Source organism: Streptomyces sp. NTD107 (genome assembly GCF_059510435.1).
In genome coordinates this window covers 59,419-84,559 of the sequence record NZ_JCAJZV010000002.1, presented here as the reverse complement: position 1 = coordinate 84,559, position 25,141 = coordinate 59,419, and the positions used below count along the sequence as shown (strand labels likewise).

Below are 25,141 nucleotides of genomic sequence, written 5' to 3'. Positions count from 1 at the left end.
GGCCCGCCGTGGTGCGCGGGATCGCACGGGATCGCGACGGTCATGCCGGCCGGCGGTTTCCCACCAGCCTGCCCCGAGTCCCCCGCCCGCTCGCCCCGGCGCTTATGTGTACGGCCGTACATATCATTGGTACGGTCGTCCACATGGCCTATCTCCTGCTCGCCGGCGCGATCCTCTGCGAAATCGCCGGCACCACGATGATGAAACTGAGCGACGGCTTCTCCAAGCTCTGGCCCAGCCTGGGCTCCATCGCCGGCTACGCCGTCGCCTTCAGCCTCCTCGCCCAGGTCCTCAAAACGATGGACGTCGGCATCGCCTACGCCATCTGGGCCGGCGCCGGCACCGCCCTCATCGCCGCCATCGGCATGGTCTTCCTCGGCGAGAGCATCACCGCCGCCAAGGTCGCGGGCGTCGCCCTCGTCATCGGTGGCGTCACCCTGCTCAACCTCGGCGGAGCGCACTGATGGCCCGCCGCCACGACCCCGACCGGCGGCAGCGCATCGTCGACGCCGCCGTCCGGGTGCTCGCGCGGCGCGGCATCAACGGGCTCAGCCACCGCACCGTCGCCGCCGAGGCCGACGTACCACTCGGCTCCACCACCTACCACTTCGCCGGCCGCGACGAACTGCTGCACGCCGCCCTCCACCAGATCAACCAGCAATGGCTGACCGCCTTCCGCGGCTGGATCGCTAGCGTGGATCCGGCGCTGCCCCACGGCCTCGGCCCCGAACTCGCCCGCGGCATGGCCCTCGCCCTCCAGGAACCGCGCCGCGCCCAGACCGAACTGGAGTATGAGCTGTACTTCGCCGGACTGCGCGACCCCGCCCTGCGCCCCCTCGCCGACGCCTGCTTCGCCGACATGGCCGCCGCCCTGCGCCCCCTCGTCCCCGACCCGGCCACCGCCCGCGCCGTCATCGCCCTGACGGACGGCCTGCTCATCCAGCAACTCCTCACCGGCCGGCCCTACGACCCCGAGGCGATCAGCGAGCAGGTCAACCGGCTCGTACCCCACGTACCGCCATCCGGGACCGGTTGGCGATCCGCGCCGGGCACCGGTTAGCGTCTTGGGCATGACCGACGCAACCACCTCCGCACCCACCCGCACCACCGGTGCCGTCGCCGCCGGCCTCGCCACCCTCGCCGCCGACGGCACCGTGCTCGACACCTGGTTCCCCGCCCCCGTCCTCAGCGACGAACCCGGCCCGGCAGGCAGCGAACGCCTCACCCCCGAGCGCACCGCCGAACTCCTCGGCGAGAGCGCCCCGGCCGCGCTCGGCCCCGACGCGGTGCGCGGCGTCGAGGTCGTCGCGGTCCGTACGGTCATCGCCTCCCTCGACGACAAGCCGCTCGACGCCCACGACGCCTACCTGCGGCTGCACCTGCTCAGCCACCGCCTGGTCCGCCCGCACGGACTCAGCCTGGACGGCATCTTCGGGCTGCTCGCCAACGTCGCCTGGACCAGCCGCGGCCCGGTCCCCGTGGAACGGATCGAGGAGACCCGGCTGGCCGCCCGCGCCGCCGGCACCGGCCCGCTGACCGTCACCAGCGTCGACAAGTTCCCCCGGATGACCGACTACGTCGTCCCCGCCGGGGTCCGCATCGGTGACGCCGACCGGGTCCGGCTCGGCGCCCACCTCGCCGCCGGCACCACCGTCATGCACGAGGGCTTCTGCAACTTCAACGCCGGCACCCTCGGCACCTCCATGGTCGAGGGCCGCATCAGCGCCGGCGTCGTCGTCGGCGACGGCAGCGACGTGGGCGGCGGCGCCTCCATCATGGGCACCCTGTCCGGCGGCGGCAAGCAGACCGTCACCATCGGCGAACGCTGCCTGCTCGGCGCCGAATCCGGCATCGGCATCTCCCTCGGCGACGACTGCGTCGTGGAAGCCGGCCTGTACGTCACCGCCGGCACCCGCGTGACCGTCCCGGACGGCAGCATCGTCAAGGCCGCCGCCCTCTCCGGCGCCAACAACCTGCTGTTCCGCCGCAACTCCACCACCGGCACCGTCGAGGCGCTCCAGCGCACCGGCTCCTGGGGCGGCCTCAACGCGGCGCTGCACAGCCACAACTGACCCACCCGGGACGGCCGGTGCGGGATCATGGTCCGGTGATGACTGATCTCACGGCCGGCATACGGTACGTGGTGCTGGGCCAGCGATGGCTCGCCCAGCACCCCGGACGGTACGGCCGCGCCCTGCTGCCCGCGCTGATCGCCCTCGCGCTGTACGCGGCGGCCCTGCTCGTACTGCTGCTCAACGTGGGCGACCTCGCCGCGTGGATCACCCCGTTCGCCGACGACTGGGACTCCCCGTGGCGCGGCCTGCTGCGCGGCCTCGCCGTCGCCCTGCTGCTCGCCGCCGGGCTCGCGCTCGCCGTCCTCACCTTCACCGCCGTCACCCTCATCATCGGCGACCCCTTCTACGACGCGCTGTCCGCCGCCGTGGAGGAGAGCGAGGGCAACTGCCCGGCCGCCCCGGACCGGCCGCTGTGGCGCGAACTGTGGGCGGCACTCGTCGAGGCGCTGTACGTGCTGTGGCGCGCCACGCTGTGGACCGTCCCGCTGTTCGTCCTCGGCTTCGTGCCGGTCATCGGGCAGACCGTGATCCCGGTGATCGGCTTCGCCGTCTCCGGGTTCTTCCTGACCCTGGAACTGGTCTGCTACGCGCTGGGCCGGCGCGGCATCGACGTCAGGCAGCGGCTGCGGATGCTGCGCGGCCGGCGCTGGCTCGCGGTCGGCTTCGGGGTGCCGCTGGTGGCGGCGTTCCTGGTGCCGCCGGCCGCGATCCTCCTGATGCCGGGCGCCGTCGCCGGGGCCACGCTGCTCGCCCGCGACCTGGTGGGCGAGCACCCGACCGAGCCGGGCGCGGGCCTCACGAAACCGGCGCCAGCGCGGCCTTGAGCGCGTCCACCAGCCGGCCCGTCAGCTCCTCGTCCGCCGCCAGCAGCGGCCCGCGCACCGGCCCGCCCGGCAGCCCGGCCACCGCGAACAGCGCCTTGACCGCGACCGTCCCCGGCACTTCGTCCATGAGTGCCTGGCACAGCGGCAGCAGCCGGCGGTGCAGCCGGGCGGCGGTCGGCAGATCCCCGGCGTCGACGGCGTCCAGCACCGCCCGCACCTGCGGCCCGGCCACATGCGCGGCGGTGCTCACATAGCCGGTGGCGCCGAGCGCGAACATCGGCAGGTTCAGCTCGTCGCAGCCCGAGTAGTACGCCAGATCCGTACTGCCCAGCACCAGACCGGTCTTCAGCAGATCGTACGAACAGTCCTTGACGGCGCGGATCCGCGGATGCTCCGCGAGCCGGCGCAGTGAATCGGCGGTCAGCTCCGTACCCGCACCGGTACGGGCCGGCACGTCGTACAGCATCACCGGCAACTCGGTGGCGTCCGCGACCGTACCCAGGTGCCGGACGATGCCCTCCTGGGTGGGGCGCGAATAGTACGGCGTGACGACGAGCAGCCCGTGCGCGCCGGCCGACTGCGCGGCCCGGGCCAGGGCGACGGTGTGCCGGGTGTCGCTGGTGCCCACCCCGGCGATCACCGACGCCCGGTCGCCGACCGCCTCCACGACGGTGCGCAGCACGGTGTCCTTCTCGGCGTCGCTGGTCGTCTGGGACTCGCCGGCCGTGCCGTTGAGGACGAGGGCGTCACAGCCGCCCCGGTCCACCAGATGAACGGCCAGACGGGCGGTGCCCTCGGTATCGAGGGCACCGCCCGCCGTGAACGGGGTGATCATGGCCGCCGCGCGGCGGCCGAAGGGAGAGGGGGATGCGGAACGTACGGAGTTCATGACGCCCCACCGTAACCCCCGTGGCTCAGGGCTTGAACCGGATAATCTGCGGATCGTGGTCGCTGGCCTGGCCGGCGAACTCGGAGTTGATGTGCACGATGTCGTAGTCGAACTTCTTGATCGCCGGCGAGACCAGCGTCTGGTCCAGCACCTGGGCGTTGCCGTTGTAGAGGTACGTGTAGCGCTCGGCCGCCGGCAGCGACAGCACCGCGCTGCGCAGCACCCCGCCGGCCGTCAGAGCCTGCGTGGTGCCGGAGAACTCGAAGTCATTGATGTCACCGAGGACCACGACCTGGGCGTTCTTCTGCACCCGGATGATGTCACGGACGAAGGAGTTGACCGCCCGCGCCTGGGCCAGGCGCTGGGTCTCGCTGGAGCGGGTGGGCGGCTGGTAGCGCGAGTACAGCGACTGGTCGCCGCCCTTGGAGTTGAAGTGGTTGGCGATGACGATCACCGGGGTGCCACGGAAGGTGAACTCGCCGGCCAGCGGCTTGCGGCTGGAGTTCCACGCCGCGTTGGCCGGGTCGACCCGGCCGGGGGAGTGGGTCAGCGCGGCCTTGCCGCGCTCCTTGACCACGGAGGTGGCGGTTGTCGCGTCGCCGCCGGGGCGGTCGGTGAAGGAGACCCGGGCCGGGTTGAAGAGGAAGACGTTGCGGATGTTGCCGCCGGGCTGACCGCCGTCCTTGCCGTCCTCGGGGTCGATGCCGCGCCACTCGTAGCGCGGGCCGCCGGCGGCCACGATCGCGTCGGTGAAGCGGGTGAGGGTCACCCCGGCGGTGACGGTGCCGTCGTCGACGGGGCCGTTGTCGTCCTGGATCTCCTCCAGGGCGACGATGTCGGGGGAGGAGAGGTGGTCCACGATGCCGGCGGCCAGCCGGTCGAACTTCGCCTGATCGTTGGAGGGGTTGAGGTTCTCCACGTTGTAGGCGGCGACCGCGAGTTCCTTGCTCTCCTGGCGGCGGGTCGTCTCGGGCTCGATGCCGCCGGAGGTCACCGTACCCATCTCGCGGGCGGCCAGCAGATAGCCGCCGAACTCGTCGTAGTCCAGCGGGCCGGTGGTGACGCCGCTGAGGGTGTCGCCGGTGTTGGCCGTGGGGAACGGCGTCTGACCGGCCGGGATCAGCGACTCGACCTTGAGGCGGCCCGGGTTGGGGTCGTTGTACGACGCGTAGCGGGTGCCGCCGCGGGAGGTGGCGTTCAGCTCGGGCTGGACGTTGACCCACAGCTCGTAGTAGGCGGTGCTGGGGCCGACGATCGCGGCGTCCTCGATCTGGACGTTCATCCCCTCCAGGGAGGCGAACAGATCCAGGGCGTACTTGTTGGGCTGGAGCGGCAGATTCTCGATGCTGCCGCCGTTCGCCTTGTCACCCTTGGGGGCATAGGCGGACGGGATCGCGGCGGCGTCCAGAACCACGGGGGCGGGCAGTTCGTTCCCGGAGGAGAGCACCGAGACGGTGGGCCGGGAGATCTGGGTGAGGGAGGTGTCGCCCCGGTCGATGCCGCCGTAGTAGTACTCGGTGACGGTGCCGCCGACGTTCACCGCGTCGCCGACCTTCACGGCGGGCGCGGCGTTGGTGAAGACGAAGATCCCCTCACTGGTGGCCGGGTCGTTGTCGGGCCGCGGGTCCTGGATCCAGAAACCGCGCGAGCCGTACGTACGTACCCCGGTCACGATGCCGGACACCCCGGTGACCTGCTCGCCCGCGTACGGGGATATCCGGGTGTTCCCCTGGATGTCATGGATGCGCAGCCCGCTGGTTTCGGCGGCGGTGGCCGTGAAGGGCGAGGCGGCCAGCAGAGTGGCGCCGAGGGCGGCGGATACGGTCAACGCGCCGATGGTGGTCGCGCGTCTCGATGGGCGGGAAAGAGCAAGCAAGATGCCCTCCGGGGGCAGGTTTGAAACCGGACGGTACTTCTACGCGCGTAAAACTCCCGCACCCGGCATGTGTTGTCAACGGCCCGCAAGGGTCGGCACGGCGACATTCTTGTTAACCCGCGCCGAAGGGTGGCGGGCCGGTGCGCTGTGTCTTTGGGCGTGCTGTGGATCACGTTCTAGGCTGTGCCGACACGCCGTCGTTGCCGAGGAGCCCCCACATCATGTCCGGTGCGGACCTGCCCACCCTGCCCCCCGTGCGGCTGCCCACCGAGGCGGAACTGGCGCGCGACGCGCTGGCCGTCCCGCTGGTCTCACGGGCCGCCGCCCTCGCCCGCTGGGCCAGCCCCGGAGTCCCGGTCGGGGCAGGCGCGGAACTGCTCGCCGAAGGACTGGCGGAGGCCATCGCCGCCCTGGGCCTGGAAGCGGAGGATTACGCCACGGAACTGACCGTAGAGGCGTGGAACTTCGCCGTGGACACCGGGCTGGTGGAAATCACCGAGGAGGAGGCGCCGGAGGACGACGCGGAAGGCGGCGGTGACGGTGGCGCCGACGAACTGGGCGCCGAGGCGGGCACCGCCGCGCCCGGTGAGGAACTGGCCAAGCTCACCGGCGGCACCCCGGAGGAGATCCTCGACATCTGGGCGGACGGCCTCGAAGCCGTCCTCGCCGACGCCGCGACCCCCACCATCGAAGACCTGCTGGGCGACGACATGGAGTCGTTCGACCCGGAAACCTTCGACCTCGATGCCCTGGAATGGGATGCCGACGAGGAAGCCGCCTTCCTCGACTCCGCCCTGGCCCAGCTGTACCTGCTCGCCGCCACCGACGAGGACGTCGCGGCCGGCGCCATGGTCCCGCTCCCGGTCGTCGCCGCCGCGCTCGTCGTCCCGGAGGACGAGGAGAGCGAGGAAGGTGTGGCGGGCGAGCCCGCCGGCGAACCCAGCGACGAGACCCTGGAAGAGGTCTCCGCGGTGATGATGCGGCTGGACGAACAGTTCCGGGTGCTGGAAGGGACCGGCCTGCTGGAGTACGACCCGGTGGACCAGTCGCTCATCGTCGCCGAGGAGGACGAGGAAGTCGCCGAACTCCCCGCTGAGGAGGAAGACCTGACCCGTTACGGGCAGGTACGGCTCACCCCGCTCGGCGTGTACGGCGTACGGCGCCGGATGCGGGAAGCCGGCCTGGACGCCCCGGCAGTCGGCGACCTGGCCACGGCGGACGCGGCGGTGCTGCTCACCGAACTCCCGCGCCGGACACACGGCGCAGCCCAGGCGGAGGCGGAGAGCTGGCTGGCCGACCGCGACCCGCTGACCGCCGCCCGTGACCTGCTGAAGGCCGCGCGCGGTACGGACCCGGACGCCCCGCTGCGGCGGCTGGGCGCGCAGCTGGCACTGACCCTGCTGGACGCGCAGGCCGAACCGGCCCTGCGGGAAGTCCTGGACGACCCCGAACTGGGCGGCCTGGCCCGCGTCTGGCTGGTCGAGCGGGAAGCACACGATGTTCCGCCGCCCAGCGAGGACATGATCTTCTGGCTGACGATCGACACGCTCGCCGCGCAGTTGGCGACGGTCGACGAGGACGACGAGGAATCGGAGAACGAACTCCGCACCCTCATCGACGGCCTGACCGTCCAGCACGGCACTTTCTTCGACCACGCCTGGCGCGTGGACCACCCCGCGACGGCGGACGTCCTGGAGGCGATGGGCCGCCTCCACCCCGACCGCACCCTGGCGAAGGAGGCCCGCAAGGCGGCTCTCAAAGCGAGGTCGCGGACGGAGTAGGAGGGACAGCCCGGGAATGGGTCTCCGGTGACTGGACCGGTGACTGGACCGGTGACTGGACCGGTGAGTGAGCCGGTTACTGAATGGTGCCGATCCACTGGGGATCGTCCACCCAGAAGTCGATGTCCTCGTCATCGCCCCAGTAGGAGGCGGTGATGAGGATGTCCTTCCCGAACTCGCCGGTCTCGAAGGCCCAGCTCTGGCTCTTCTCGGCGGTCACCCCCGGGGCCAGCCGGCCGGTCAGCGCCACGTCGCCCTCGTACATGCCGTAGTAGACCTCGCCGCCATTGGTGGCACCGTCGATCATCAGCGTGAACGAGTCGAGATCGACGGGCTTGTCCCCGGAGTTGGCGACGGTGAGATGCACCCGGAACGGGGTCTGTCCCTCCTCCGGCTTCTCCCACTCATCCAGGGAGGCCGGATCCAGCTCCTCGATCCGGTCGATGGTGACGGTGAGACCACTGTTCTCCCAGGTGTAGGACTCCCCGAGGGCGAGATCCCCGGCAGCCTGGGCGTCCGGTTCGGTGGGCTCTTCCTGCTTGGTGGCGTCGTCGGCATCGGCATCGGCATCGGTGTCGGTGTCGGCGTTGCCGGCGGAGGACTGACTCGGACTCGGGTCAGGCCCGTCACCGCTGCTGTCACTGCCGCATCCGGCGGTCACCGCCAGGGCTACGGCTACCACGGCGGCCAGACCGGCACGGCGCAGGCGTGGACGCACCTTCATAAGTTCCCCCCAGGGAATGGAGATTGTGTGCTGATCATGCAGCGTAGTCGTAAGGGGACGATGTGGGTACCCTCACCCCACTCCCAGCGGATGTTCGGTGAAATGCCCGAGGGTGGCGAATCCGAGCTTGCGGTACACCGGCTCACCCTGGCCGGATGCCTGAAGCACCGTCATGCGTGCACCCGCGTCGTACGCCGCACGGAGCGCGGCGAGCGTCATCGCGGAGCCGTAGCCGCGCCTGCGGTGGGCGGCGAGGGTACTGATGTTGTAGATGCCGGCCACCTCCGCATGAAGGAAGACCTCGGCCGAGCAGACGGGACGGTCCTCGTGGTAGCCGACGAGGTACCGGGCCGGGCTGTCCGGGGCGAGCGCAAAGGCCGCCGACCGGCGGAAGAACTCCACCACGGTGGCCGAGGCCGGCTCCCAGTTGGCGGACAGTACGGTGGCGTATTCCGCGAGTTGTGCGGCGGTGGTCACCGGACGGATCATGAGTCCGGCGGGCGCGGGCAACTCCGGCGGTTCGTCCAGGACCATCCACATGGCAGCCTCCCGCTCCGCCACCTCCAACCCGGCGGCGCCGAGCCGCCGACCCAGGTCGGCGGGCGAGGACCCGGGCCCCACCCACCAGGAGAACGGCCGCCCGGTGGCCGCCAGATTGCGCGCCGTCTCGGCGATCCGGTCGTCGGCGACACGGGACGAGAACCGGGCCGCCGCCACGATGTTGAACGTGTCATCCGCCAACCCACTGTCCGCAATGACCAGGTCACCCCCCTCGACAACAGTTGCCTCGGGCAGGCGCCGATGCAGATGGCAGGCATGCTCGGCCAGATTCCGCTCCATCTGCTGGGCGACGGCTTCCGGGGTATGCGTGGAGGGGGTGGTGTCCATGTGGTGCTCCCTGCGTCGACGGACCGATCGATCGTAGGGCGGACGGGGCCGTTGATTGGGCGTTGGTGGGCTGTTGGTGGTTGTCTGGTTTTCGGGCGGACAGGGCATGGGGGAGCGAGACATCAACCGGTCACGGACCCGTGCCGTATGAAGTAGCACCCGCCAACCCCACCAGGAGTAACCTCGGCACCCACCGTGGGCCCCACCCACACACCCGCCAAACAAAGCTTCCCACCCCAACCAAAGGACCCACCAGCCAACCGTCAAGAGATGGCAAAGCCCCTACGAAACCCCAGGTGAAAAAGGGTCCTCCCCGCGCAAGCGGGGGTGTTCCTCCGACGTACCTCCTGTACGCCGGACTTGACGTGTCCTCCCCGCGCAAGCGGGGCCAGTGCCGCCCCGGCCGTCAGGCCGGGCCTCATCTCGGTTGTTCCCGCGAGGGCGGGCACCGTGTGGCCCGCGCCTTTGGTGTGGGCGGAGTGGGGGTTGGGGCCGGCGGGAGTGTTGTCACCCGGTCGGTTGGGCGGGTGACACCGTGGGCCGGGCCGGCGGGGTGGGTGCCCGCCCGGGGCCCGCCTCCCGGGCGTCGTTCGGTCACGGGGCGGCGGGCCCGCCGTTCTCCGTTCGTCCAACGGCCGTACCGGGGCTGCTTCGCCGTGGTTCTTCCGGCGTTGACGGACTCCTTGACGGTCGTTGGGGGCGTTGCGAGGATCCGGGGGAGGTCGGGGGCGCGGCGCCAGCCGTAAGCGCTTTCCCCGGCCGGTGATTCCCGCACGCTCTTCTGGTTCGCGAGGGCCGGGCACGGGACTGTCCCGCGTTCTTCGTGAATCGATTCACGACACTCCCCCCACACCGTAGGAGAGAACGCATGGGAACGCGTAAGAGCTGGAGCGGCGCCCCGAGGCCCTTCCGTAAGCGGAAGCCGTCCCTCGTTGTTGCCGGGTTCCTCGCCATGGTCACCGCCGCCGCCACCCTCACCGGGGCCTCGGGCGCCGTCGCCGCCGCCGCTGGTGCCGATGAGGTCGGTGCCCTGGCCTGTGGGGACTCCGGTGCGCACGCTCAGGCTGTGCAGAACGGCAACACCTGGACCGCGCCCGGTTACTCCGGAACCGACATGCTCTCCGCCATGCGGGCGGCCGTGAACAGTCTGACCCCCGGGCGTACCTCCAAGCAGCGCGTCGTGGTGCGCGGTTCGGGGAGCATGCCCGCCAATCAGTCGCTCGACCTGCCCAGTTACACCATTCTGGAGGTCTGCGGCACCATCAATGTCACGGGTACTCCGGGTGGCGATCACGCGGTGGTCAGGGGGCGGAACGTCACCGATATCGAGGTGCCGTACCTCAATGTCACCGGGGCACCCTGGTTCGGGGTGTTCGTCCGGAACGGGACGAACATCACCCTTGGCCAGATCGATCTGCGGCTCTCCGGTGGGCTCGGGATCCGGATCGACAACCACAGCAACCGGAACGTCCGGACCCGTAATGTCCGGATCGACAACGTCTACGTGTCCGGCACCAACAACCACGGTGTCGAGACGTACGGTGTCGACGGGCTCACCATCGGTACCGTGACGGCCCGCAACACCGCGTACTCAGGGCTGCTCCTCAACGACACCATCAACGCCACCGTCCAGCGCGTGGACGGGCAGGGCACCGGGACCGGTACCGGCTACGCCGCGTTCCGGATGGCCAATCGCAATGGGCGGGTCGGCGACAGCTATCCCACCAACATTCGGGTCGGCGAGGTCATCGCCCGGGGTGGCGGGCGAGGGATCTTCTGTGTGTCGGAGAGCGGCGGGGCGGTCATCGACCGGATCGACATCGCGCAGACCGGCAACAACGCCATTCTCATCGAGAACTGCTACAACGTGACCCTCGCCGCCGTCAGCGGCACGGTCGCCGGCCCGGGGGACATCCGGATCGCGGCCCGTACGGAGTTCGCCAACACCCGGGATGTCACCGTCCAGAATCTCACGGTGACCAACTCGGCGGTGAACGAGAACCCGTGTGGGATCAACGTTCAGTTCCGGAATCTCACCCTCAACAACTCCAGTCGCAACACCTGTAGTTGACGTTCCGCGCGGCGGGGCCGGCCGCCCCGACGGCCGGCCCCTCGTAGAAAGCCCTTTCCCCAGTTCTGTCCCAACCGTTGACGCCCCCGCCGCCTCCCTCTAACGTGCGCTGTGCATCTCATACGTCATATCTCATATACGAGACGAGCCGGCCCACCCCATGAACGCCCCCCTCCCCGGCATACCGCCGGTCCCCATCCCCTCCCGGACCAGCTACGTCCTGGAGCATCTGACCCACGCCATCCTCAGCGGAGCGCTGGCGCCCGGGTCGTCCCTGGTGGAGACCGAGCTGGCCGCCGGTTTCGGGGTGTCCAAGACCCCGGTCCGCGAGGCGCTGAAGACCCTCGCGGGCCGCGGGCTGGTCGAGATGAACGAGTACAAGGGCGCCGCCGTACGCACCGTCGACGCCGACATGGCGCGCTCCGTGTACGACATCCGGCAACTGCTGGAACCCGAGGCGCTGCGCCGCACCGTCGCCGCCGGCCATGAGCTGGGCGCCGCCCGGGCGGCCCTGGCCCGCGCGCTGTCCGCCACCGATGCCGCCGCCCGCGCCGAGGCCAACCGCGATTTCCATCGCGCCCTGTACGCCCCCTGCGGCAACCCGCTGCTGGTGAAGACCCTTGACGACCTGCGCGATCAGGCCGCCCTCGTCTCCTCCGTCGCCTGGCAGATCACCCCCAGCTGGGACGGCGAGGCCGATGAGCACCGGGCGATCCTGGCCCGCGCCGAGGAGGGCGACGCCGACGGCGCCGCCCGGCTGTTGTACGAGCACATAGCGGGGTTTGTTTCCCGGGCGTTCCCGATCCCGATCCCGATCCCCGAGGCCGGGGAAACGCTCCCCAAGGAAGGCAGTGAGCCCACACCATGACCGATTTCGCGGCCCAGCGCGCCGCCCTCGCCGATGTGGTGGCCATCCCGGTCACCCCGTTCGACGCGGACGGAGCTCTCGATCAGGACGTCTACCGCGCGCTGCTGCGCCGGCTCCTCGACGGCGGCATCCGGACCCTCACGCCCAACGGCAACACCAGCGAGTTCTACTCCCTCACCCCCGCCGAGCGGCGTCTTGAGGTCGAGTTGACCGTCGCCGAGGCCGGCGGCGAGGCACAGATCGTCGTCGGGGTCGGGCTGGACCCGGCCACCGCCGCCGCCGACGCCCGCGCCGCGCGCGACGCCGGCGCCCATCTCGTCATGGTGCACCAGCCCGTCAACCCCTACGTCTCCGCCGAGGGTTGGGTCGCCTACCACCGCACCATCGCCGACGCGGTGCCCGAGCTGGGTGTCGTGCCCTACGTCCGCAACCCGCTCCTGGACGGGTCCGCCCTCGCCCGGCTCGGTGAGCTGTGCCCCAATGTCATCGGGGTGAAGTACGCCGTACCCGACGCCGTACGGTTCGCCACCTTCGCCCGGGAGGCCGGCCTGGACCGCTTCGTGTGGGTGGCCGGTCTTGCCGAGCTGTACGCGCCGGGGTACTTCGCCACCGGGGCCACCGGGTTCACCTCCGGCCTGGTCACCGTCGCACCGTCGATCTCCCGCGACATGCTGACCGCCCTGCGCGCCGGTGACTATCCGGCCGCCATGAAGGTGTGGGAGAGGATTCGCGTCTTCGAGGAGCTGCGCGCCGCCCAGCAGTCCGCGAACAATGTCTCCGTCGTCAAGGAGGCGCTGGCCGCGCTCGGCCTCGCCCGCCGCGACATCCGGCCGCCCAGTGCCCCGCTGTCCGCCGAGGGCCGGGCCGCCGTCGCCGCCATCGTCGAGGGGTGGGACGTCCGATGACCGATCCGGCGAGCACCTCCGACGCGTTCGATCCCACCACCCTCCGCAGCCACCAGTGGTACGGAACCGACGGGCTGCGCTCCTTCTCGCACCGGGCCCGTACCCGGCAGCTGGGTTATCTGCCCGAGGAGCACCTGGGCAAGCCCGTGATCGCCATCCTCAACACCTGGTCGGACATCAACCCCTGCCACCAGCATCTGCGTGAGCGCGCCGAGGCCGTCAAGCGCGGGGTGTGGCAGGCGGGCGGCTTCCCGCTGGAGTTCCCGGTCTCGACGCTCTCCGAGACGTACCAGAAGCCCACCCCCATGCTGTACCGCAATCTTCTCGCCCTGGAGACCGAGGAGTTGCTGCGCAGCTACCCGGTGGACGGCACGGTGCTGATGGGCGGCTGCGACAAGACGACGCCCGCGCTGCTGATGGGTGCGGCCAGCGTCGATCTGCCCACGGTGTTCGTCCCGGCCGGGCCGATGCTGCGCGGGCACTGGCGGGGCGAGACGCTCGGCTCCGGCACCGACATGTGGAAGTACTGGGACCAGAAGCGGGCCGGCAGGATCGGCGACTGCGAGCTGGCCGAACTGGAGTGCGGTCTGGCGCGGTCACCCGGGCACTGCATGACCATGGGCACCGCCTCCACCATGACCTCCGCCGCCGAGGTGCTGGGCGTCACCGTCCCGGGCGCCGCCTCCATCCCCGCCGTGGACTCCGGCCACAGCCGGATGGCCGCCGCGGCCGGGATGCGCGCCGTCGAGCTGGTCAGGCGCGGCGAGAAGCTGTCCCGCTTCCTGACCCGCGAGGCGTACGAGGACGCCGTCACCACCGTGCTGTCGCTCGGCGGCTCCACCAACGCCGAGATCCATCTCATCGCCATGGCCGGCCGCTCCGGTGTCGAGCTGACCCTCGACGACTTCGACCGGATCGCCCGTACGGTCCCCGTGCTCGCCAATCTGCGGCCCGGCGGCGCGCATCTGATGGAGGACTTCCATTACGCCGGCGGCCTGCCCGGGCTGCTGGCCCGGCTCGGTGACCGCCATCTCCACCTGGACCGGCCCACCATCAGCCACCCCACGCTGCGCGAGCAACTGGCCGGCGCCCTCGTCCACGACGACGACGTCATCCGTACCCTCGACAACCCGCTCGCCCCTGAGGGCGGCGTCGCCGTGCTGCGCGGCAATCTCGCCCCCAACGGCGCCGTCATCAAGCACATCGCCGCCGAGCCGCAACTGCTCCAGCACACCGGCCCGGCCGTCGTCTTCGACGACTACAAGACCATGCAGCGGGACATCGACGACCCGGCGCTGGGCATCACCGCCGACAGCGTGCTGGTGCTGCGCGGCTCGGGCCCGCTCGGCGGCCCGGGCATGCCGGAGTACGGGATGCTGCCGATCCCCGACTACCTCCTCAAGGAGGGCGTCACCGACATGGTGCGGCTCTCCGACGCCCGGATGAGCGGCACCAGTTACGGCGCCTGTGTGCTGCACATCGCACCCGAGTCGCATGTCGGCGGCCCGCTCGCCCTGGTGCGCACCGGCGATCTGATCACCCTCGATGTGGCCGGACGCCGCCTCCATCTCCATGTGGACGACGAGGAGCTGGCCCGCCGCCGCGCCGACTGGCAGGAGCCGCCGCGGCGTTACGGGCGCGGCTACGGCGTGCTGTACGAGCAGCACATCACCCAGGCCGACACCGGCTGCGACTTCGCGTTCCTCTCCCGGCCGGGCGAGGTCCCCGAGCCGTACGCGGGCTGAGGGGCGGTCACATGACAACGCACAGCACTGATCCGCTGCCCGTGCCCGTGGCGCTCGTCGGCGCCCGGGGCCACGGCCGCTGGCATCTGCGCAATCTGCGCCGGCTCGCCGCCCTCGGCGTCGTCACCCTCGCCGGGATCTGCGAACTCCAGCCGCTGACCGCCGAGGAGCTGGGGGAGGGGCTCGGCAGCCCCGTCCAGTCGGACGATCTCGGCGCCCTGCTGGCGCGCACCGGCGCCCGGGTCGTCATCATCTGCACGCCCATCCACACGCACACCGATCTCGCCCTGATCGCGGCGAAGGCGGGCGCGCACATCCTGCTGGAGAAGCCGCCGGCCCCCTCGATGGCCGAGTTCCGGCGGCTGGCCGAGGGGGTCGCGGCGGCCGGCGTACGGTGCCAGGTCGGCTTCCAGTCGCTCGGCTCGCACGCTCTGACCTACCTCCAGGAGGAGGCGCACGGCGCGATCGGGCCGGTGCACGGGTACGGGGCGGCCGGTGCCTGGGTGCGGGAGGAGGCGTACTGGAAGCGCGCGCCCTGGGGCGGGCTGCGCCGTACCCCGGACGGGCGCGATGTGGTGGACGGGGTGCTCACCAACCCGCTCGCGCACGCCGTGGCCACCGCGCTGCGCGTCGCCGGGGAGGACCGGGCCGAGGACATCGGCAGCGTCGAGCTGGAGTTGTACCGGGTCAATGACATCGCCTCCGACGACACGTCGAGCGCCCGGATGACCACCCTCGACGGCACGCCGATCGTCACCGCCGTCACCCTGGCCGCCGAGCGGCCCGGGGAGCCGTATGTCGAACTGCACGGCTCGCGGGGCCGGATCACGTTCTGGTACAAGCAGGACCGGGTGCTGCTGGAGCGCGAGGGACACGAGCCGGTGTACACCGAGCACGGCCGCACCGATCTCCTGGAGAACCTGATCGGGCATCTGCGGGACGACAGCACGGAGTTGCTGGTACCCCTGGAGCGCACCGGCGCTTTCATGCGGCTGGTGGAGGCGGTGCGCACCGCGCCCGAGCCGCGCGTGCTGCCGGATGCCGCCTGGCGCAGCGAGCCGGCCGAGCAGGGGCCGCGCCGGATCATCGACGGCATCGACGCGCTGACGGCCGCCGGGGCGCGGCGGCTGGCGTTGTACTCGGAGCTGGGCGCGCCCTGGGCCCGTTGACGCCCCTCCCGCTGTTCTCCCTTTGTTCACCGTCGAATCGAAGGAGCCGCCATGCCCGTACGTCCCCGTCCCCGTTCCCGTCCCGGTCCCGGCCCCCGTCACCGGGTGAGAGCCGGCGCCCTCGCCGGGTGCGCCGCTCTCGCGCTGGCCCTGGGCCTGGGCCTGCTGCCGCCGGGCGCCGCCGCGCACGCCGCGGGTCCGCCGTTCGATCCCTCCCGTACGGTGCTGCCGGCCGGTGACGGCTGGGGTTCGGCCGAGGGCGGGGTCACCGGCGGTGCGGCGGCCGATCCGGCGCACACGTACACCGTCACCGACCGGGCCGGGCTGGTGGCCGCGCTGAACCACCAGGACCCCACCCCGAAGATCATCAGGATCAGGGGCACCATCGACGCCAACACCGACGACCGGGGGCGCCCGCTGGGCTGCGCCGACTACGCCGCCGACGGCTACTCCATCGAGGAGTATCTCGCCACCTACGACCCCGAGGTGTGGGGCCGGGACACCGAACCGGCCGGCCCCGTCGAGGACGCCCGGTACGCCTCCCAGCGGGCGCAGCGTGAGCGGGTGCGGCTGTCGGTCGGCTCCAACACCACTCTCGTGGGGGAGGGTTCCGGTGCCCGGCTGCTGGGGGCCAGCCTCAGCGTGCAGGGCGTCGAGAACGTCATCATCCGCAATCTCACCCTGGAGGACGCCGCCGACTGCTTCCCCTCCTGGGATCCGACGGACGGCCAGTACGGCAACTGGAACTCCGAGTACGACAATATCGAGCTGCGCGGCGCCCGCCGGGTGTGGATCGACCACAACACCTTCACCGACGGCCGCAACCCCGACAGCGGGCTGCCGTACTACTTCGGGCGGCTGTACCAGCAGCACGACGGGCTGGTGGACATCGTGCGCGGCACGGATCTGGTGACGGTCAGCTGGAACGTCTTCCGCGACCACGACAAGACCATGCTCATCGGCAACGGGGACGGCGCGGGCGCCGACGACCGGGGCCGGCTGCGGATCACGCTGCACCACAATCTCTTCCACAACGTCAATGAGCGTGCGCCCCGGGTGCGTTACGGACAGGTCGACGCGTACAACAATCACTACCGGCAGGACGCGGGCGGCCGGTTCGGCTACGCCTGGGGTGTCGGCTTCGAGTCCCGGCTGGTGGCCGAGCACAACGCGTTCACGCTCGCCCCGGGCACCACCCCCGACCGGGCGATCCGGCCCTTCAACGACGGCCAGTCGATGACCGAGAACAACAACTGGTTCAACGGCCGCCCGGTGGACCTGCTCGCCGCCTACCACGCCACCGGGCCGGCCCGCACGGTCGGCGACGACGCGGGCTGGACGCCACGGCTGCGCACCCGGGTCGATCATCCGGCGGCGGTGCCCGCGCTGGTGGGCGTGTTCGCGGGGGCGGGCCGGGCGGCATGACCGGGATACACGGCAGCACGGCCGCCGGATTCGAGCCGGTGCGCGAGGAGTTCGCGGCGCTGCTGGCCGCCGACCCGGAGCATGCCGCGCAGGTGGCGGTGTACGTGCACGGGCGGCCCGTCGTCGATCTGTGGGGCGGCCCGGGGGTCGCGGGCGATTCGCTGATCGGCGTGTTCTCCTCCACCAAGGGCGCCGCCTATCTGACCGCCGCGCTGCTGGTGCAGCGTGGGGTGCTGGAGCTGGAGCGGGAGGTACGCCACTACTGGCCGGAGTTCGGCGCCGAGGGCAAGGACCGGGTGACGCTGCGCCAGTTGCTGACGCATCAGGCCGGTGCGATCGGCACCGAGACCGGGTTCAGCCCGGCGGAGCTGGCGGATGACCGCGCGCTGGCCGCGCTGCTGGCCCCGCACCGCCCGTACTGGCGCCCCGGCGCTGGCCTGTTCGGGTATCACGCCCTCACCGTCGGCGCGCTGCTCGGCGAGGTGGTGCACCGGGCGACCGGCGGGCACACCCTCCAGCGGCTGTACGAGGAGCGGATCCGCCGCCCGTACGGCATCGAGCTGTTCCTGGGGCTGCCGCAGGAGTACGAGGAGCGGGTGGTGAGCGTCCTGCCGCCGCAGCCGCTGCCGGTGAGTCCGTTCGCCCCGGACCGGCTGGGCGGCATCGCCGGCAACGAGCACCGCCCGGACTCCGGCGCGCTGTGGGAGTTGCCCAACTCCCGTACGGTGCGGGCCGGCGGCCAGGCGTCGGGCGGGGGAGTGGGCAGTGCCCGGGGCTTGGCGCGGCTGTACGCGGCGGCCGTGCACGGTACGGCGGGCGGGGACGGCTCCTGGCTGCCGCCGCTGCTGGCGCCGGACACCGTCGCGGAGTGGGCGCGCCCGCAGGTGGCGGGCCGGGATCTGGTGCTGGACTTCTACCGCCCGTACGGCATCGGCTTCATGATCGGGCTGCCGTTCCTCGGGGCCGGGGCCTTCGGGCACGACGGGGCGGGCGGTTCGATGGCGTTCGCGGATCCGCGCAGTGGGCTCGCCTTCGGCTATGTACGGCGCCGTTTCCCGGCGCTGGGCGGGGCGGGCGCGGACGCGGAACGCCTGGCCCGTACGGCCCGCGCCTGTGCCCTGGCCCAGCCGAGGGGCTGAACCGGACCGGCGGGGCGTACGGTGCCCCGCCGGCCCGGAACGGCTCAGTCCTCGGTGTCCGGGGTCGGGTGCGGCCGGTGTCCGACCGGCCATTGCGGGGGGCTGGTGACGAAGTGCCCGCCGAGGTGGGCCTGGTCGGGGTTGCCGAGGTCGAGTTCGCCCTGTTCGGCGATCAGCTTCTCGGCGAACTCCTCGGAGTCGTCGCGCGGTGCGTAGCCCAGGCCGCGCGCCGTGGCCAGGTCCCACACCAGCCGGGTGTTGGCGGAGGAGCCGTAGACGACCGTGTGGCCGACGTCCGGCGCGGTGAGCGCGGCGTGGAACAGTCGCGCCCCGTCCGCCGGGCTCAGCCACATCGAGAGCATCCGCACCGAGTTGGGCTCGGGGAACAGCGATCCGATCCGTACCGACACCGTCTCCATGCCGTGCTTGTCCCAGTACAGCTGGGCCAGGTCCTCGCCGAAGCACTTGGACAGTCCGTAGAAGGTGTCCGGCCGGTGCGGGGCGTCCGCGGCCAGCAGGGGGGTGTCCGGGCCCGGGGCCGGCCACGGGTGGTAGCCCATCGCGTGGTTGCTGGAGGCGAAGACGACGCGGCGGACGCCTTCCTCGCGGGCGGCCTCGTACAGGTTGTAGGTGCCCTCGATATTGGCGCGCAGGATCTTCTCGAAGGAGGATTCCAGGGAGATTCCCGCGAGATGGAGAATGGCGTCGGTCCCGCGCACCGCCTCGCGCAGGGCGTCCCGGTCACCGAGGTCGGCGGTGATCGCGTCCGGGGCTCCGGGCACGGGCACCACGTCGAGCAGCCGCAGCGTGTAGCCGTAGGCGGGGAGCAGTTCCCGCATCAGGGTGCCCACTCCGCCGGCGGCTCCGGTGAGCAGAACCGTGGATCCGGTACGACTGGCGGTGGGCTCAGCGGCACTCATCGAGTCTCCATCCATAAATATCATTCATATATCGGGACACGCTAAGTGGTCGCCGTGAGCCCGTCAACGTGCTGTCAATGACCTGTTGACCATTGATTCCATGCTCATCTAGCGTGGGCGTTCAGGTATATGGACGAAGGTCAGCATCCTGTACGGCTATGCCGACGCCCGTACGTCGGCACATCACCCTGGGGGCCCGCATGACGACCACCACCTCACTCGCCGCCCGGCTGGCCGGACCGCTCTTCTTCCCGGTGACCGCCTACGGACCGGACGGCACCCTCAACCCCGACGCCTACCGCGCCCATCTCCGCGCCGGGATCGAGGCGGGCGCCGGAGCCATCTTCGCCTGCTGCGGCACCGGTGAGTTCCACGCCCTCACCCCCCAGGAGTTCCACACCTGCGTCACCGCCGCCGTCGAGGAGGCAGCCGGCCGCCTCCCCGTCGTCGCAGGCACCGGCTACGGCACCGCCCTCGCCACCGACTTCGCGCGCAGCGCCGAGGCCGCGGGCGCCGACGGCCTGCTCGCCCTGCCGCCCTACCTGGTCCGCGCCGAACAGCACGGGCTCCTCGCCCACTACACCCAGCTCGCCGCCGCCACCAGCCTCGACGTCATCGTCTACCAGCGCGACAACGTCACCTTCACCCCCGCCACCGTCGTCGAACTCGCCCGCACCCCCGGCATCACCGGCTTCAAGGACGGCCTCGGCGACCTCGACCTGCTCCAGCGCGTCATCAGCGCCGTCCGCACCGAGGCCCCCGGCGAGGAGTTCCGCTACTTCAACGGACTGCCCACCGCCGAACTCACCCAGCCCTCCTACCGCGCCCTGGGCGTGGACCTCTACTCCTCCGCCGTCTTCTGCTTCGCCCCCGAGATCGCCCGCGCCTTCCACGACGCCCTCGCCACCGGCGACACCGACACCACCGACCGGCTCCTGGACGGCTTCTACCGGCCCCTCGTCGAACTGCGCGACCAGGGCAAGGGCTACGCCGTGTCCCTGGTCAAGGCCGGCGTCCGGCTGCGCGGCCTGGACGTCGGCCCGGTCCGCGCCCCGCTCACCGAACCCACCCCCGCCCACCTCACCGAACTCGCCGCCCTCATCGAGCGCGGCCACACCCTGCTGGGACAGTGACACCGATGCCGACCACGCCCCCGATGCGTACCTCCGCCTTCCTCTACCCCTGGGACATCGCCGGCGACCCGGCCGCCCCCGAGCTGATCGCCGGCCTCGGCGTCCAGCAGATCACCCTCGCCGCCGCGTACCACGCCACCCGCGCCCTCACCCCGCGCCACCCCCGCCACCGCATCGTCACCGCCCGGCACTCCGCCGTGTACTACCCCGCCGACCCCGCCCACTGGGCCGGCTCCGCGCTGCGCCCCGCCGCCCAGAGCTGGCTGCCGGGCGAGGACCCGTACGGCGAGGCCGCCACCGCGCTCGCCGCCGCCGGGCTCGACGTCCACTCGTGGGTGATCCTCGCCCACAACTCCCGGCTCGGCCGCGAACACCCCGGCAGCACGGTGCGCAACGCGCACGGCGACCACTACCCGTGGGCGCCGTGCGTCGCCCGCCCCGAGGTGCGTACGTACGCGGCCCGGCTCGCCGCCGAGGCGGCGGTGCGGCCCGGCACCACCGGCACCGAGCTGGAGTCCTGCGGCTGGTACGGCCTGGAGCACCCGCACGCCCACGACAAGATCGCCGGCGCCCCGCTCGGCGCGTACGGGCGCTGGCTGATGTCGCTGTGCTTCTGCGCGGTGTGCGAGCGCGGGTACGCCGACCACGGGGCCGATCCGGAGCGGCTGCGCGCCCGGGTCCGGGAACTCCTGGCCCCCGCCTGGGCGGGCCGGGCCCTCGACGGCGAGCTGTCGGAGGCGGAGAGCGCGGCGGTGACCGGCTGGCGCGGGGCGGCGGCCGACACCTTCCAGCGCGAGACGGTGGCCGCCGTACGGGAGCGGGCGCGCGAGCGCGGACTGCCCGGCTTCCGGGTGCTGCTGCACGCCCACCCGGCGCCGCGCGCGCTGGGCGCCAACGCGGGCGTCGACCCGGCGCGGGTGCTGGCGCACGCGGACGGGGTGGTGCTGCCGTGCACCGGCGACGCCGCCGCCCGTACCGCCGTGCTGCCGCCGTTCGCCGCGCACCGCCGCCCGGGCACCGTGCTGGCGGCCAACTTCCAGGTGGTCGCGGGAATGGGCGGCAACCCCGGTACCCTGGTTGACGACGCCGCACACGCCGCCTCGCTGGGCGCCACCGAACTGCGGCTCTACCACGCCGGCCTGGCCACCGCCGAAGATCTGGCCCTGGTCCGGCACGCCCTCGCCCGGCTGCCCTGAGCGGTGCCCCGGAGCGCGATTCCGTAACGGTGCGGCATCGTGTTACACCGCGTAAACCTTTACGGCTGGCTCGGCAGGCAGAATCCCCCCGGTCCCCATCCCCGCGTCACCACGCTTCACATCACCGAGGAAGCCCATGCCGTCCCGCCCCGCGCTCATCGAACGTGCCGACACCTTCTTCCAGATATCGGCGCGCGGCTCCACCGTGGGCCGGGAGATACGGGGCGGGTTCGCCACGTTCTTCGCCATGGCCTACATCCTGGTGCTGAACCCGATCATCCTCAGCGGCGCCGAGGACGCGTACGGCAACCAGCTGGACTTCCAGCAGGTGGTCACCGCCACCGCGCTGGTGGCGGCGATCATGACCGCGCTGATGGGCATCACCGCCAACCTGCCGCTGGCGCTGGCCGCCGGGCTCGGCATCAACGCGATGGTCGCCTATCAGATCGCGCCCCGGATGAGCTGGCCGGACGCCATGGGCCTGGTGGTCATCGAGGGCCTGATCCTGTGTGCCCTGGCGGCCACCGGGCTGCGGCAGAAGGTGATGGACGCCATCCCGATGGCGCTCAAGCAGGCCATCGGGGTCGGCATCGGCATGTTCATCGCGCTGATCGGCTTCGTGAACGCCGGCTTCACCGCCCCCGGCGACGGCACCCCGCTCTCGCTCGGCGCCACCGGTGAGCTGGCCGGCTGGCCGGTGCTGGTGTTCTGCCTCGGCGTGCTGCTGACCCTGGCACTGATGGCCCGCAGGACCAAGGGCGCCATCCTGATCTCCATCGTCACCACCACGGTGCTGGCGATCATCATCAACGCGATCGCCGACATCGACGACGAGGCGTGGGGCCTGACCGTCCCCAAGCTGCCCGACAACCTCGTCGGCACCCCCGACTTCGGTCTGCTCGGGCAGTTCAGCCTGTTCGGCGCCTTCGGTGAGATCACCTGGATCACCGTGCTGCTGATCACCTTCACGCTGTTCCTGACCGACTTCTTCGACAGCATGGGGACGGCCGTCGCCGTCTCCGGCGAGGCCGGGCTGCTGGACGAGAAGGGCCGGGTGCCGCGCCTGGGCCGGCTGCTCTTCGTGGACGGCCTGGCGGCGGCGGCCGGCGGCGCGGCGTCCGCCTCCTCCGGCACCTCCTACATCGAGTCGGCCGCCGGGGTCGGGGAGGGCGCCCGTACCGGCTTCGCCAACCTGGTGACCGGCGCGCTGTTCGCGCTGGCGCTGCTGTTCTCCCCGCTGGCGGCCGTGGTGCCGGCCCAGGCGGCGGCGCCCGCGCTGGTGGCGGTCGGCTTCCTGATGATGACCCAGGTGGCGCGGATCGACTGGAACGACTACACACTGGCCGTCCCGGCGTTCGTCACCATCGCGGTGATGCCGTTCACCTACTCCATCACCAACGGCATCGGCGCCGGCTTCATCGCGTACGTGCTGCTGAAGGCGGTGACCGGGCGGCTCCGCGAGATCAACTGGATGCTGTGGCTGACCGCCACGCTGTTCGTGATCTACTTCGCGATCGACCCGGTGCAGCAGGTGCTGGGCGTCAGCTGACGCGCGAAGACATCCGCACGGCGGCGCCGCCGAGCCCGGCGAGTACGGCGGTGGCCAGCGTCTGGGCCAGCTGGAGCGCCGCGCTCACCTCGCCCTGCCGTGCGGCCGGAGTCTGTTCGAGGGTGTCGGTGGTGGAGGCGTTGAAGGCCATGCCCATTCCGAGGCCGCCGACCGCCCAGCCGAGGACGGCGACATGGGCCGGTACCGCATGGGTCACGATGGCGAGCCCGATGAGCGCCACTCCGGCCAGCAGGATGCCGAACCCGAGCGCCGTGCTGCGGGCGCGGGCGCCGGGCGCGGTGCTGTCCCGGCGGGCCTGGAGGGCGGACCCGGCCACCCAGGTGACCGCCCCGGCGGCCAGGCCGAGGCCCGCCTCGGTGGCGCCCAGGCCGCGTACCTCCTGGAGGCCCAGCGGGAGAAACGCCTCGCTGCCGAAGTAGACGGCGCACAGCAGGGCCCGTATCCCGACCCCGGCGCCGATGCCGTGCCGCAGGGTGAGGGTGCCCTCGGGGGTGACCCGGCGCAGCGCCGGGAGGGCGAGGGCGAGTCCGGCGACCGCCAGCAGGATCAGGAGGGGGAGGTTGCGCAGCAGCAGGGCCTGGAGGAAGGCGGCGGTGCCCAGGGTGAGGGCGGTGGCGGCGAGCAGCGGGCCGCGGCCGCGTCGCCCGGTGGGGGCGGGCGCCGGGGTGGGCGCGGGCAGCGCGGGGAGGGTGAGCAGGGCGGCGATCCCGACCAGCGGCGGCACGAGCAGGAAGACGGCGCGCCAGGTGGTGTGCTCGGTGAGGGTGCCGGCCAGGACCGGGCCGATGAGGGAGGGGATGGTCCAGGCGGAGGAGAGCAGCGCGAACATCCGGGCGCGCAGGTGCTCGGGGTAGGCGAGGCCGATGACGGTGTAGGCCATGGCCATGACGGCGCCGACGCCGAGGCCCTGGACGAAGCGGCCGAGCAGGAACACCGGCCAGTTGCCGGCGGCGCCGGCGAGGGCGCAGCCGGCGGCGAAGATCAGCAGGCCGAGTGCCATGGGGCAGCGCACCCCGCCCCGGTCGGCGGCGCGGCCGGCCAGGACGGTGCCGATGATGTTGGCGAGCATCAGCGCGGACAGGCCCCAGCCGTACGAGCCCAGGCCGTCGAGTCTGCGTGCCACGTCGGGCAGCACGGTGGCGACGCCGAGGGATTCGAAGGCGACGGTGCTGACGGACAGCACGACGCCGAGGGTGAGTGCGCGGTGGGGCGGGGCGAAGACGCTCTGCCGGGTCATGGGGGTGCTCCTCCCAGATTTCATTCCGTTCCGGATCGGAACGTTATTGAGCTTACCTATAGTGGAGCCATGCTCAGCAGCAGCACCCCCAGCGGCGCCCCGCAGCAGCGACCCGGCAGACCACGGGACGTACGCATCGACGAGGCCGTACCCCGAGCCGTGCTGGAGATCCTCAACGAGAGCGGCTACGGCAGACTCACCATGGAGGCGGTCGCCGCCCGGGCCGGCACCAGCAAACCCGCCCTGCGCCGGCGCTGGCGCTCCCGCCAGCATCTGGTGGTGGACTCGCTGGCCGCCGTGATCGGCACCGAACCCACCCCGGACACCGACTGCACGCACTGCGACCTGATCGCCGGGATCAACACCCTCACCCGGGCCTTCACCACCGACATCGGCCGACGCGCGCTCCCCGCGCTGGTCGCCGACCTGGCCGACGACCCGGAACTGGAATCGGCCTTCCTGGACCGCTTCTTCCACCCCCGCCGCGCGTCAACGGCGGCGGCCCTGCGCCGGGGCATCGCGCGGGGCGACATCCGCGCGGACGCGGACATCGACCTCCTGCTCGACATGCTCGCGGCGACCACGTACTACCGCGCGTTGTTCAACCACCTGCCGATCACCCCCGGCCTGGCCGAACAGGTCGTCAACACCGTCCTGGCCGGCGTCGCGACCGACACCTGGCGGTCGGCCCACCGGGCGTGACCGT

Annotated in this window: 22 protein-coding genes; 16 read left to right on the top strand and 6 right to left on the bottom strand. The window is 71.8% G+C overall.

The genetic code is table 11. The features are described 5' to 3' along the window. The first annotated feature begins 143 nt into the window (after positions 1-143). Genes AC5WRL_RS04105 through AC5WRL_RS04090 form a run of 4 tightly spaced genes read left to right on the top strand, consistent with a single transcriptional unit; the run spans position 144 to position 2,899 of the window. Complete coding sequence (locus AC5WRL_RS04105) at positions 144-464, top strand: DMT family transporter (RefSeq protein ID WP_496086886.1); 321 nt, start codon at positions 144-146, stop codon at positions 462-464. Further along, a complete protein-coding gene (locus AC5WRL_RS04100; RefSeq protein ID WP_496086885.1) occupies positions 464-1,060 on the top strand; it encodes a TetR/AcrR family transcriptional regulator in 597 nt (198 codons plus the stop codon). The genes AC5WRL_RS04105 and AC5WRL_RS04100 overlap by 1 nt, the downstream gene beginning before the upstream one ends. Positions 1,061-1,070: 10 nt before the next feature. Then, positions 1,071-2,072: a 2,3,4,5-tetrahydropyridine-2,6-dicarboxylate N-succinyltransferase gene (gene dapD, locus AC5WRL_RS04095; protein ID WP_496086884.1), complete on the top strand. Its 1,002-nt coding sequence runs from the start codon at positions 1,071-1,073 to the stop codon at positions 2,070-2,072. 38 nt (positions 2,073-2,110) lie between these two features. Further along, positions 2,111-2,899: an EI24 domain-containing protein gene (locus tag AC5WRL_RS04090; protein ID WP_496086883.1), complete on the top strand. Its 789-nt coding sequence runs from the start codon at positions 2,111-2,113 to the stop codon at positions 2,897-2,899. Here AC5WRL_RS04090 and dapA read toward each other — a convergent pair. Together dapA and AC5WRL_RS04080 are read right to left on the bottom strand one after the other, a co-directional pair. Continuing rightward, on the bottom strand, positions 2,871-3,788 hold the full coding sequence (gene dapA / locus AC5WRL_RS04085) for a 4-hydroxy-tetrahydrodipicolinate synthase (RefSeq protein ID WP_496086882.1): 918 nt from the start codon (positions 3,786-3,788) through the stop codon (positions 2,871-2,873). The genes AC5WRL_RS04090 and dapA overlap by 29 nt on opposite strands. Before the next feature lie 25 nt (positions 3,789-3,813). Further along, positions 3,814-5,664 carry a DUF8508 domain-containing protein gene (locus AC5WRL_RS04080; protein WP_496086881.1) on the bottom strand — a complete coding sequence of 617 codons (1,851 nt, stop codon included), beginning with the start codon at positions 5,662-5,664 and terminating at the stop codon, positions 3,814-3,816. 221 nt (positions 5,665-5,885) lie between these two features. Here AC5WRL_RS04080 and AC5WRL_RS04075 point away from each other — a divergent pair, with 221 nt between their 5' ends. Next, positions 5,886-7,445 (top strand): hypothetical protein, encoded by a 1,560-nt coding sequence (locus tag AC5WRL_RS04075; protein WP_496086880.1) that lies wholly within the window; start codon positions 5,886-5,888, stop codon positions 7,443-7,445. A 76-nt stretch (positions 7,446-7,521) separates the two neighbouring features. On the opposite strand, the gene AC5WRL_RS04070 is transcribed toward AC5WRL_RS04075, so the two are convergent. Next, a complete protein-coding gene (locus AC5WRL_RS04070) occupies positions 7,522-8,169 on the bottom strand; it encodes a DUF4352 domain-containing protein (RefSeq protein ID WP_496086879.1) in 648 nt (215 codons plus the stop codon). Between the two features lie 72 nt (positions 8,170-8,241). Next, complete coding sequence (locus AC5WRL_RS04065) at positions 8,242-9,009, bottom strand: GNAT family N-acetyltransferase (RefSeq protein WP_496087510.1); 768 nt, start codon at positions 9,007-9,009, stop codon at positions 8,242-8,244. A gap of 916 nt (positions 9,010-9,925) precedes the next feature. Here AC5WRL_RS04065 and AC5WRL_RS04060 point away from each other — a divergent pair. The 7 genes from AC5WRL_RS04060 (at position 9,926) to AC5WRL_RS04030 (ending at position 18,379) form a co-directional block, all read left to right on the top strand. Beyond that, complete coding sequence (locus AC5WRL_RS04060; RefSeq protein ID WP_496086878.1) at positions 9,926-11,128, top strand: right-handed parallel beta-helix repeat-containing protein; 1,203 nt, start codon at positions 9,926-9,928, stop codon at positions 11,126-11,128. 160 nt (positions 11,129-11,288) lie between these two features. Continuing rightward, positions 11,289-11,996 (top strand): GntR family transcriptional regulator, encoded by a 708-nt coding sequence (locus AC5WRL_RS04055; protein WP_496086877.1) that lies wholly within the window; start codon positions 11,289-11,291, stop codon positions 11,994-11,996. After that, positions 11,993-12,901, top strand: coding sequence for a dihydrodipicolinate synthase family protein (locus tag AC5WRL_RS04050; protein ID WP_496086876.1), 909 nt, complete (start codon positions 11,993-11,995; stop codon positions 12,899-12,901). The genes AC5WRL_RS04055 and AC5WRL_RS04050 overlap by 4 nt, the downstream gene beginning before the upstream one ends. Further along, complete coding sequence (gene araD, locus AC5WRL_RS04045) at positions 12,898-14,646, top strand: L-arabinonate dehydratase (protein ID WP_496086875.1); 1,749 nt, start codon at positions 12,898-12,900, stop codon at positions 14,644-14,646. The genes AC5WRL_RS04050 and araD overlap by 4 nt, the downstream gene beginning before the upstream one ends. Before the next feature lie 11 nt (positions 14,647-14,657). Then, the gene (locus tag AC5WRL_RS04040) at positions 14,658-15,815 is read left to right on the top strand and encodes a Gfo/Idh/MocA family protein (RefSeq protein WP_496086874.1); all 1,158 of its coding nucleotides are present in this window, start codon (positions 14,658-14,660) and stop codon (positions 15,813-15,815) included. A 51-nt stretch (positions 15,816-15,866) separates the two neighbouring features. Beyond that, complete coding sequence (locus AC5WRL_RS04035; protein WP_496086873.1) at positions 15,867-17,240, top strand: pectate lyase family protein; 1,374 nt, start codon at positions 15,867-15,869, stop codon at positions 17,238-17,240. After that, positions 17,237-18,379 (top strand): serine hydrolase domain-containing protein, encoded by a 1,143-nt coding sequence (locus tag AC5WRL_RS04030; RefSeq protein WP_496086872.1) that lies wholly within the window; start codon positions 17,237-17,239, stop codon positions 18,377-18,379. Before AC5WRL_RS04035 ends, AC5WRL_RS04030 begins: the two co-directional genes overlap by 4 nt. 44 nt (positions 18,380-18,423) lie before the next feature. Here the strand turns inward: AC5WRL_RS04030 and AC5WRL_RS04025 are convergent, their stop codons facing one another. Next, a complete protein-coding gene (locus AC5WRL_RS04025) occupies positions 18,424-19,299 on the bottom strand; it encodes an NAD-dependent epimerase/dehydratase family protein (RefSeq protein ID WP_496086871.1) in 876 nt (291 codons plus the stop codon). Between the two features lie 200 nt (positions 19,300-19,499). On the opposite strand from AC5WRL_RS04025, the gene AC5WRL_RS04020 reads away from it, so the two are divergent. The 3 genes from AC5WRL_RS04020 (at position 19,500) to AC5WRL_RS04010 (ending at position 23,177) form a co-directional block, all read left to right on the top strand. Next, a complete protein-coding gene (locus AC5WRL_RS04020; protein WP_496086870.1) occupies positions 19,500-20,432 on the top strand; it encodes a 5-dehydro-4-deoxyglucarate dehydratase in 933 nt (310 codons plus the stop codon). 23 nt (positions 20,433-20,455) lie between these two features. Further along, positions 20,456-21,628, top strand: coding sequence for a hypothetical protein (locus tag AC5WRL_RS04015; protein WP_496087509.1), 1,173 nt, complete (start codon positions 20,456-20,458; stop codon positions 21,626-21,628). Positions 21,629-21,764: 136 nt separating this feature from the next. Continuing rightward, positions 21,765-23,177 carry an NCS2 family permease gene (locus AC5WRL_RS04010; RefSeq protein ID WP_496086869.1) on the top strand — a complete coding sequence of 471 codons (1,413 nt, stop codon included), beginning with the start codon at positions 21,765-21,767 and terminating at the stop codon, positions 23,175-23,177. On the opposite strand, the gene AC5WRL_RS04005 is transcribed toward AC5WRL_RS04010, so the two are convergent. After that, complete coding sequence (locus tag AC5WRL_RS04005; protein ID WP_496086868.1) at positions 23,170-24,435, bottom strand: MFS transporter; 1,266 nt, start codon at positions 24,433-24,435, stop codon at positions 23,170-23,172. The two genes, AC5WRL_RS04010 and AC5WRL_RS04005, sit on opposite strands and share 8 nt — an antisense overlap. Before the next feature lie 69 nt (positions 24,436-24,504). Here AC5WRL_RS04005 and AC5WRL_RS04000 point away from each other — a divergent pair, with 69 nt between their 5' ends. Next, entirely contained in the window at positions 24,505-25,137 is a 633-nt protein-coding gene (locus AC5WRL_RS04000) for a TetR/AcrR family transcriptional regulator (RefSeq protein ID WP_496086867.1), read from the top strand. The last annotated feature ends 4 nt before the right edge of the window (positions 25,138-25,141 follow it).

Coding starts and splice junctions, on each gene's coding strand:
- AC5WRL_RS04090 (WP_496086883.1), top strand. CDS start 2,111: ATGACTGATCTCACGGCCGGCATACGGTACGTGGTGCTGGGCCAGCGA.
- AC5WRL_RS04025 (WP_496086871.1), bottom strand. CDS start 19,299: ATGAGTGCCGCTGAGCCCACCGCCAGTCGTACCGGATCCACGGTTCTG.
- AC5WRL_RS04055 (WP_496086877.1), top strand. CDS start 11,289: ATGAACGCCCCCCTCCCCGGCATACCGCCGGTCCCCATCCCCTCCCGG.
- AC5WRL_RS04065 (WP_496087510.1), bottom strand. CDS start 9,009: ATGGAGCGGAATCTGGCCGAGCATGCCTGCCATCTGCATCGGCGCCTG.
- araD (WP_496086875.1), top strand. CDS start 12,898: ATGACCGATCCGGCGAGCACCTCCGACGCGTTCGATCCCACCACCCTC.
- dapA (WP_496086882.1), bottom strand. CDS start 3,788: ATGAACTCCGTACGTTCCGCATCCCCCTCTCCCTTCGGCCGCCGCGCG.
- AC5WRL_RS04000 (WP_496086867.1), top strand. CDS start 24,505: ATGCTCAGCAGCAGCACCCCCAGCGGCGCCCCGCAGCAGCGACCCGGC.
- AC5WRL_RS04030 (WP_496086872.1), top strand. CDS start 17,237: ATGACCGGGATACACGGCAGCACGGCCGCCGGATTCGAGCCGGTGCGC.
- AC5WRL_RS04035 (WP_496086873.1), top strand. CDS start 15,867: ATGCCCGTACGTCCCCGTCCCCGTTCCCGTCCCGGTCCCGGCCCCCGT.
- AC5WRL_RS04100 (WP_496086885.1), top strand. CDS start 464: ATGGCCCGCCGCCACGACCCCGACCGGCGGCAGCGCATCGTCGACGCC.
- AC5WRL_RS04070 (WP_496086879.1), bottom strand. CDS start 8,169: ATGAAGGTGCGTCCACGCCTGCGCCGTGCCGGTCTGGCCGCCGTGGTA.
- AC5WRL_RS04050 (WP_496086876.1), top strand. CDS start 11,993: ATGACCGATTTCGCGGCCCAGCGCGCCGCCCTCGCCGATGTGGTGGCC.
- AC5WRL_RS04015 (WP_496087509.1), top strand. CDS start 20,456: ATGCGTACCTCCGCCTTCCTCTACCCCTGGGACATCGCCGGCGACCCG.
- dapD (WP_496086884.1), top strand. CDS start 1,071: ATGACCGACGCAACCACCTCCGCACCCACCCGCACCACCGGTGCCGTC.
- AC5WRL_RS04060 (WP_496086878.1), top strand. CDS start 9,926: ATGGGAACGCGTAAGAGCTGGAGCGGCGCCCCGAGGCCCTTCCGTAAG.
- AC5WRL_RS04010 (WP_496086869.1), top strand. CDS start 21,765: ATGCCGTCCCGCCCCGCGCTCATCGAACGTGCCGACACCTTCTTCCAG.
- AC5WRL_RS04020 (WP_496086870.1), top strand. CDS start 19,500: ATGACGACCACCACCTCACTCGCCGCCCGGCTGGCCGGACCGCTCTTC.
- AC5WRL_RS04040 (WP_496086874.1), top strand. CDS start 14,658: ATGACAACGCACAGCACTGATCCGCTGCCCGTGCCCGTGGCGCTCGTC.
- AC5WRL_RS04005 (WP_496086868.1), bottom strand. CDS start 24,435: ATGACCCGGCAGAGCGTCTTCGCCCCGCCCCACCGCGCACTCACCCTC.
- AC5WRL_RS04075 (WP_496086880.1), top strand. CDS start 5,886: ATGTCCGGTGCGGACCTGCCCACCCTGCCCCCCGTGCGGCTGCCCACC.
- AC5WRL_RS04105 (WP_496086886.1), top strand. CDS start 144: ATGGCCTATCTCCTGCTCGCCGGCGCGATCCTCTGCGAAATCGCCGGC.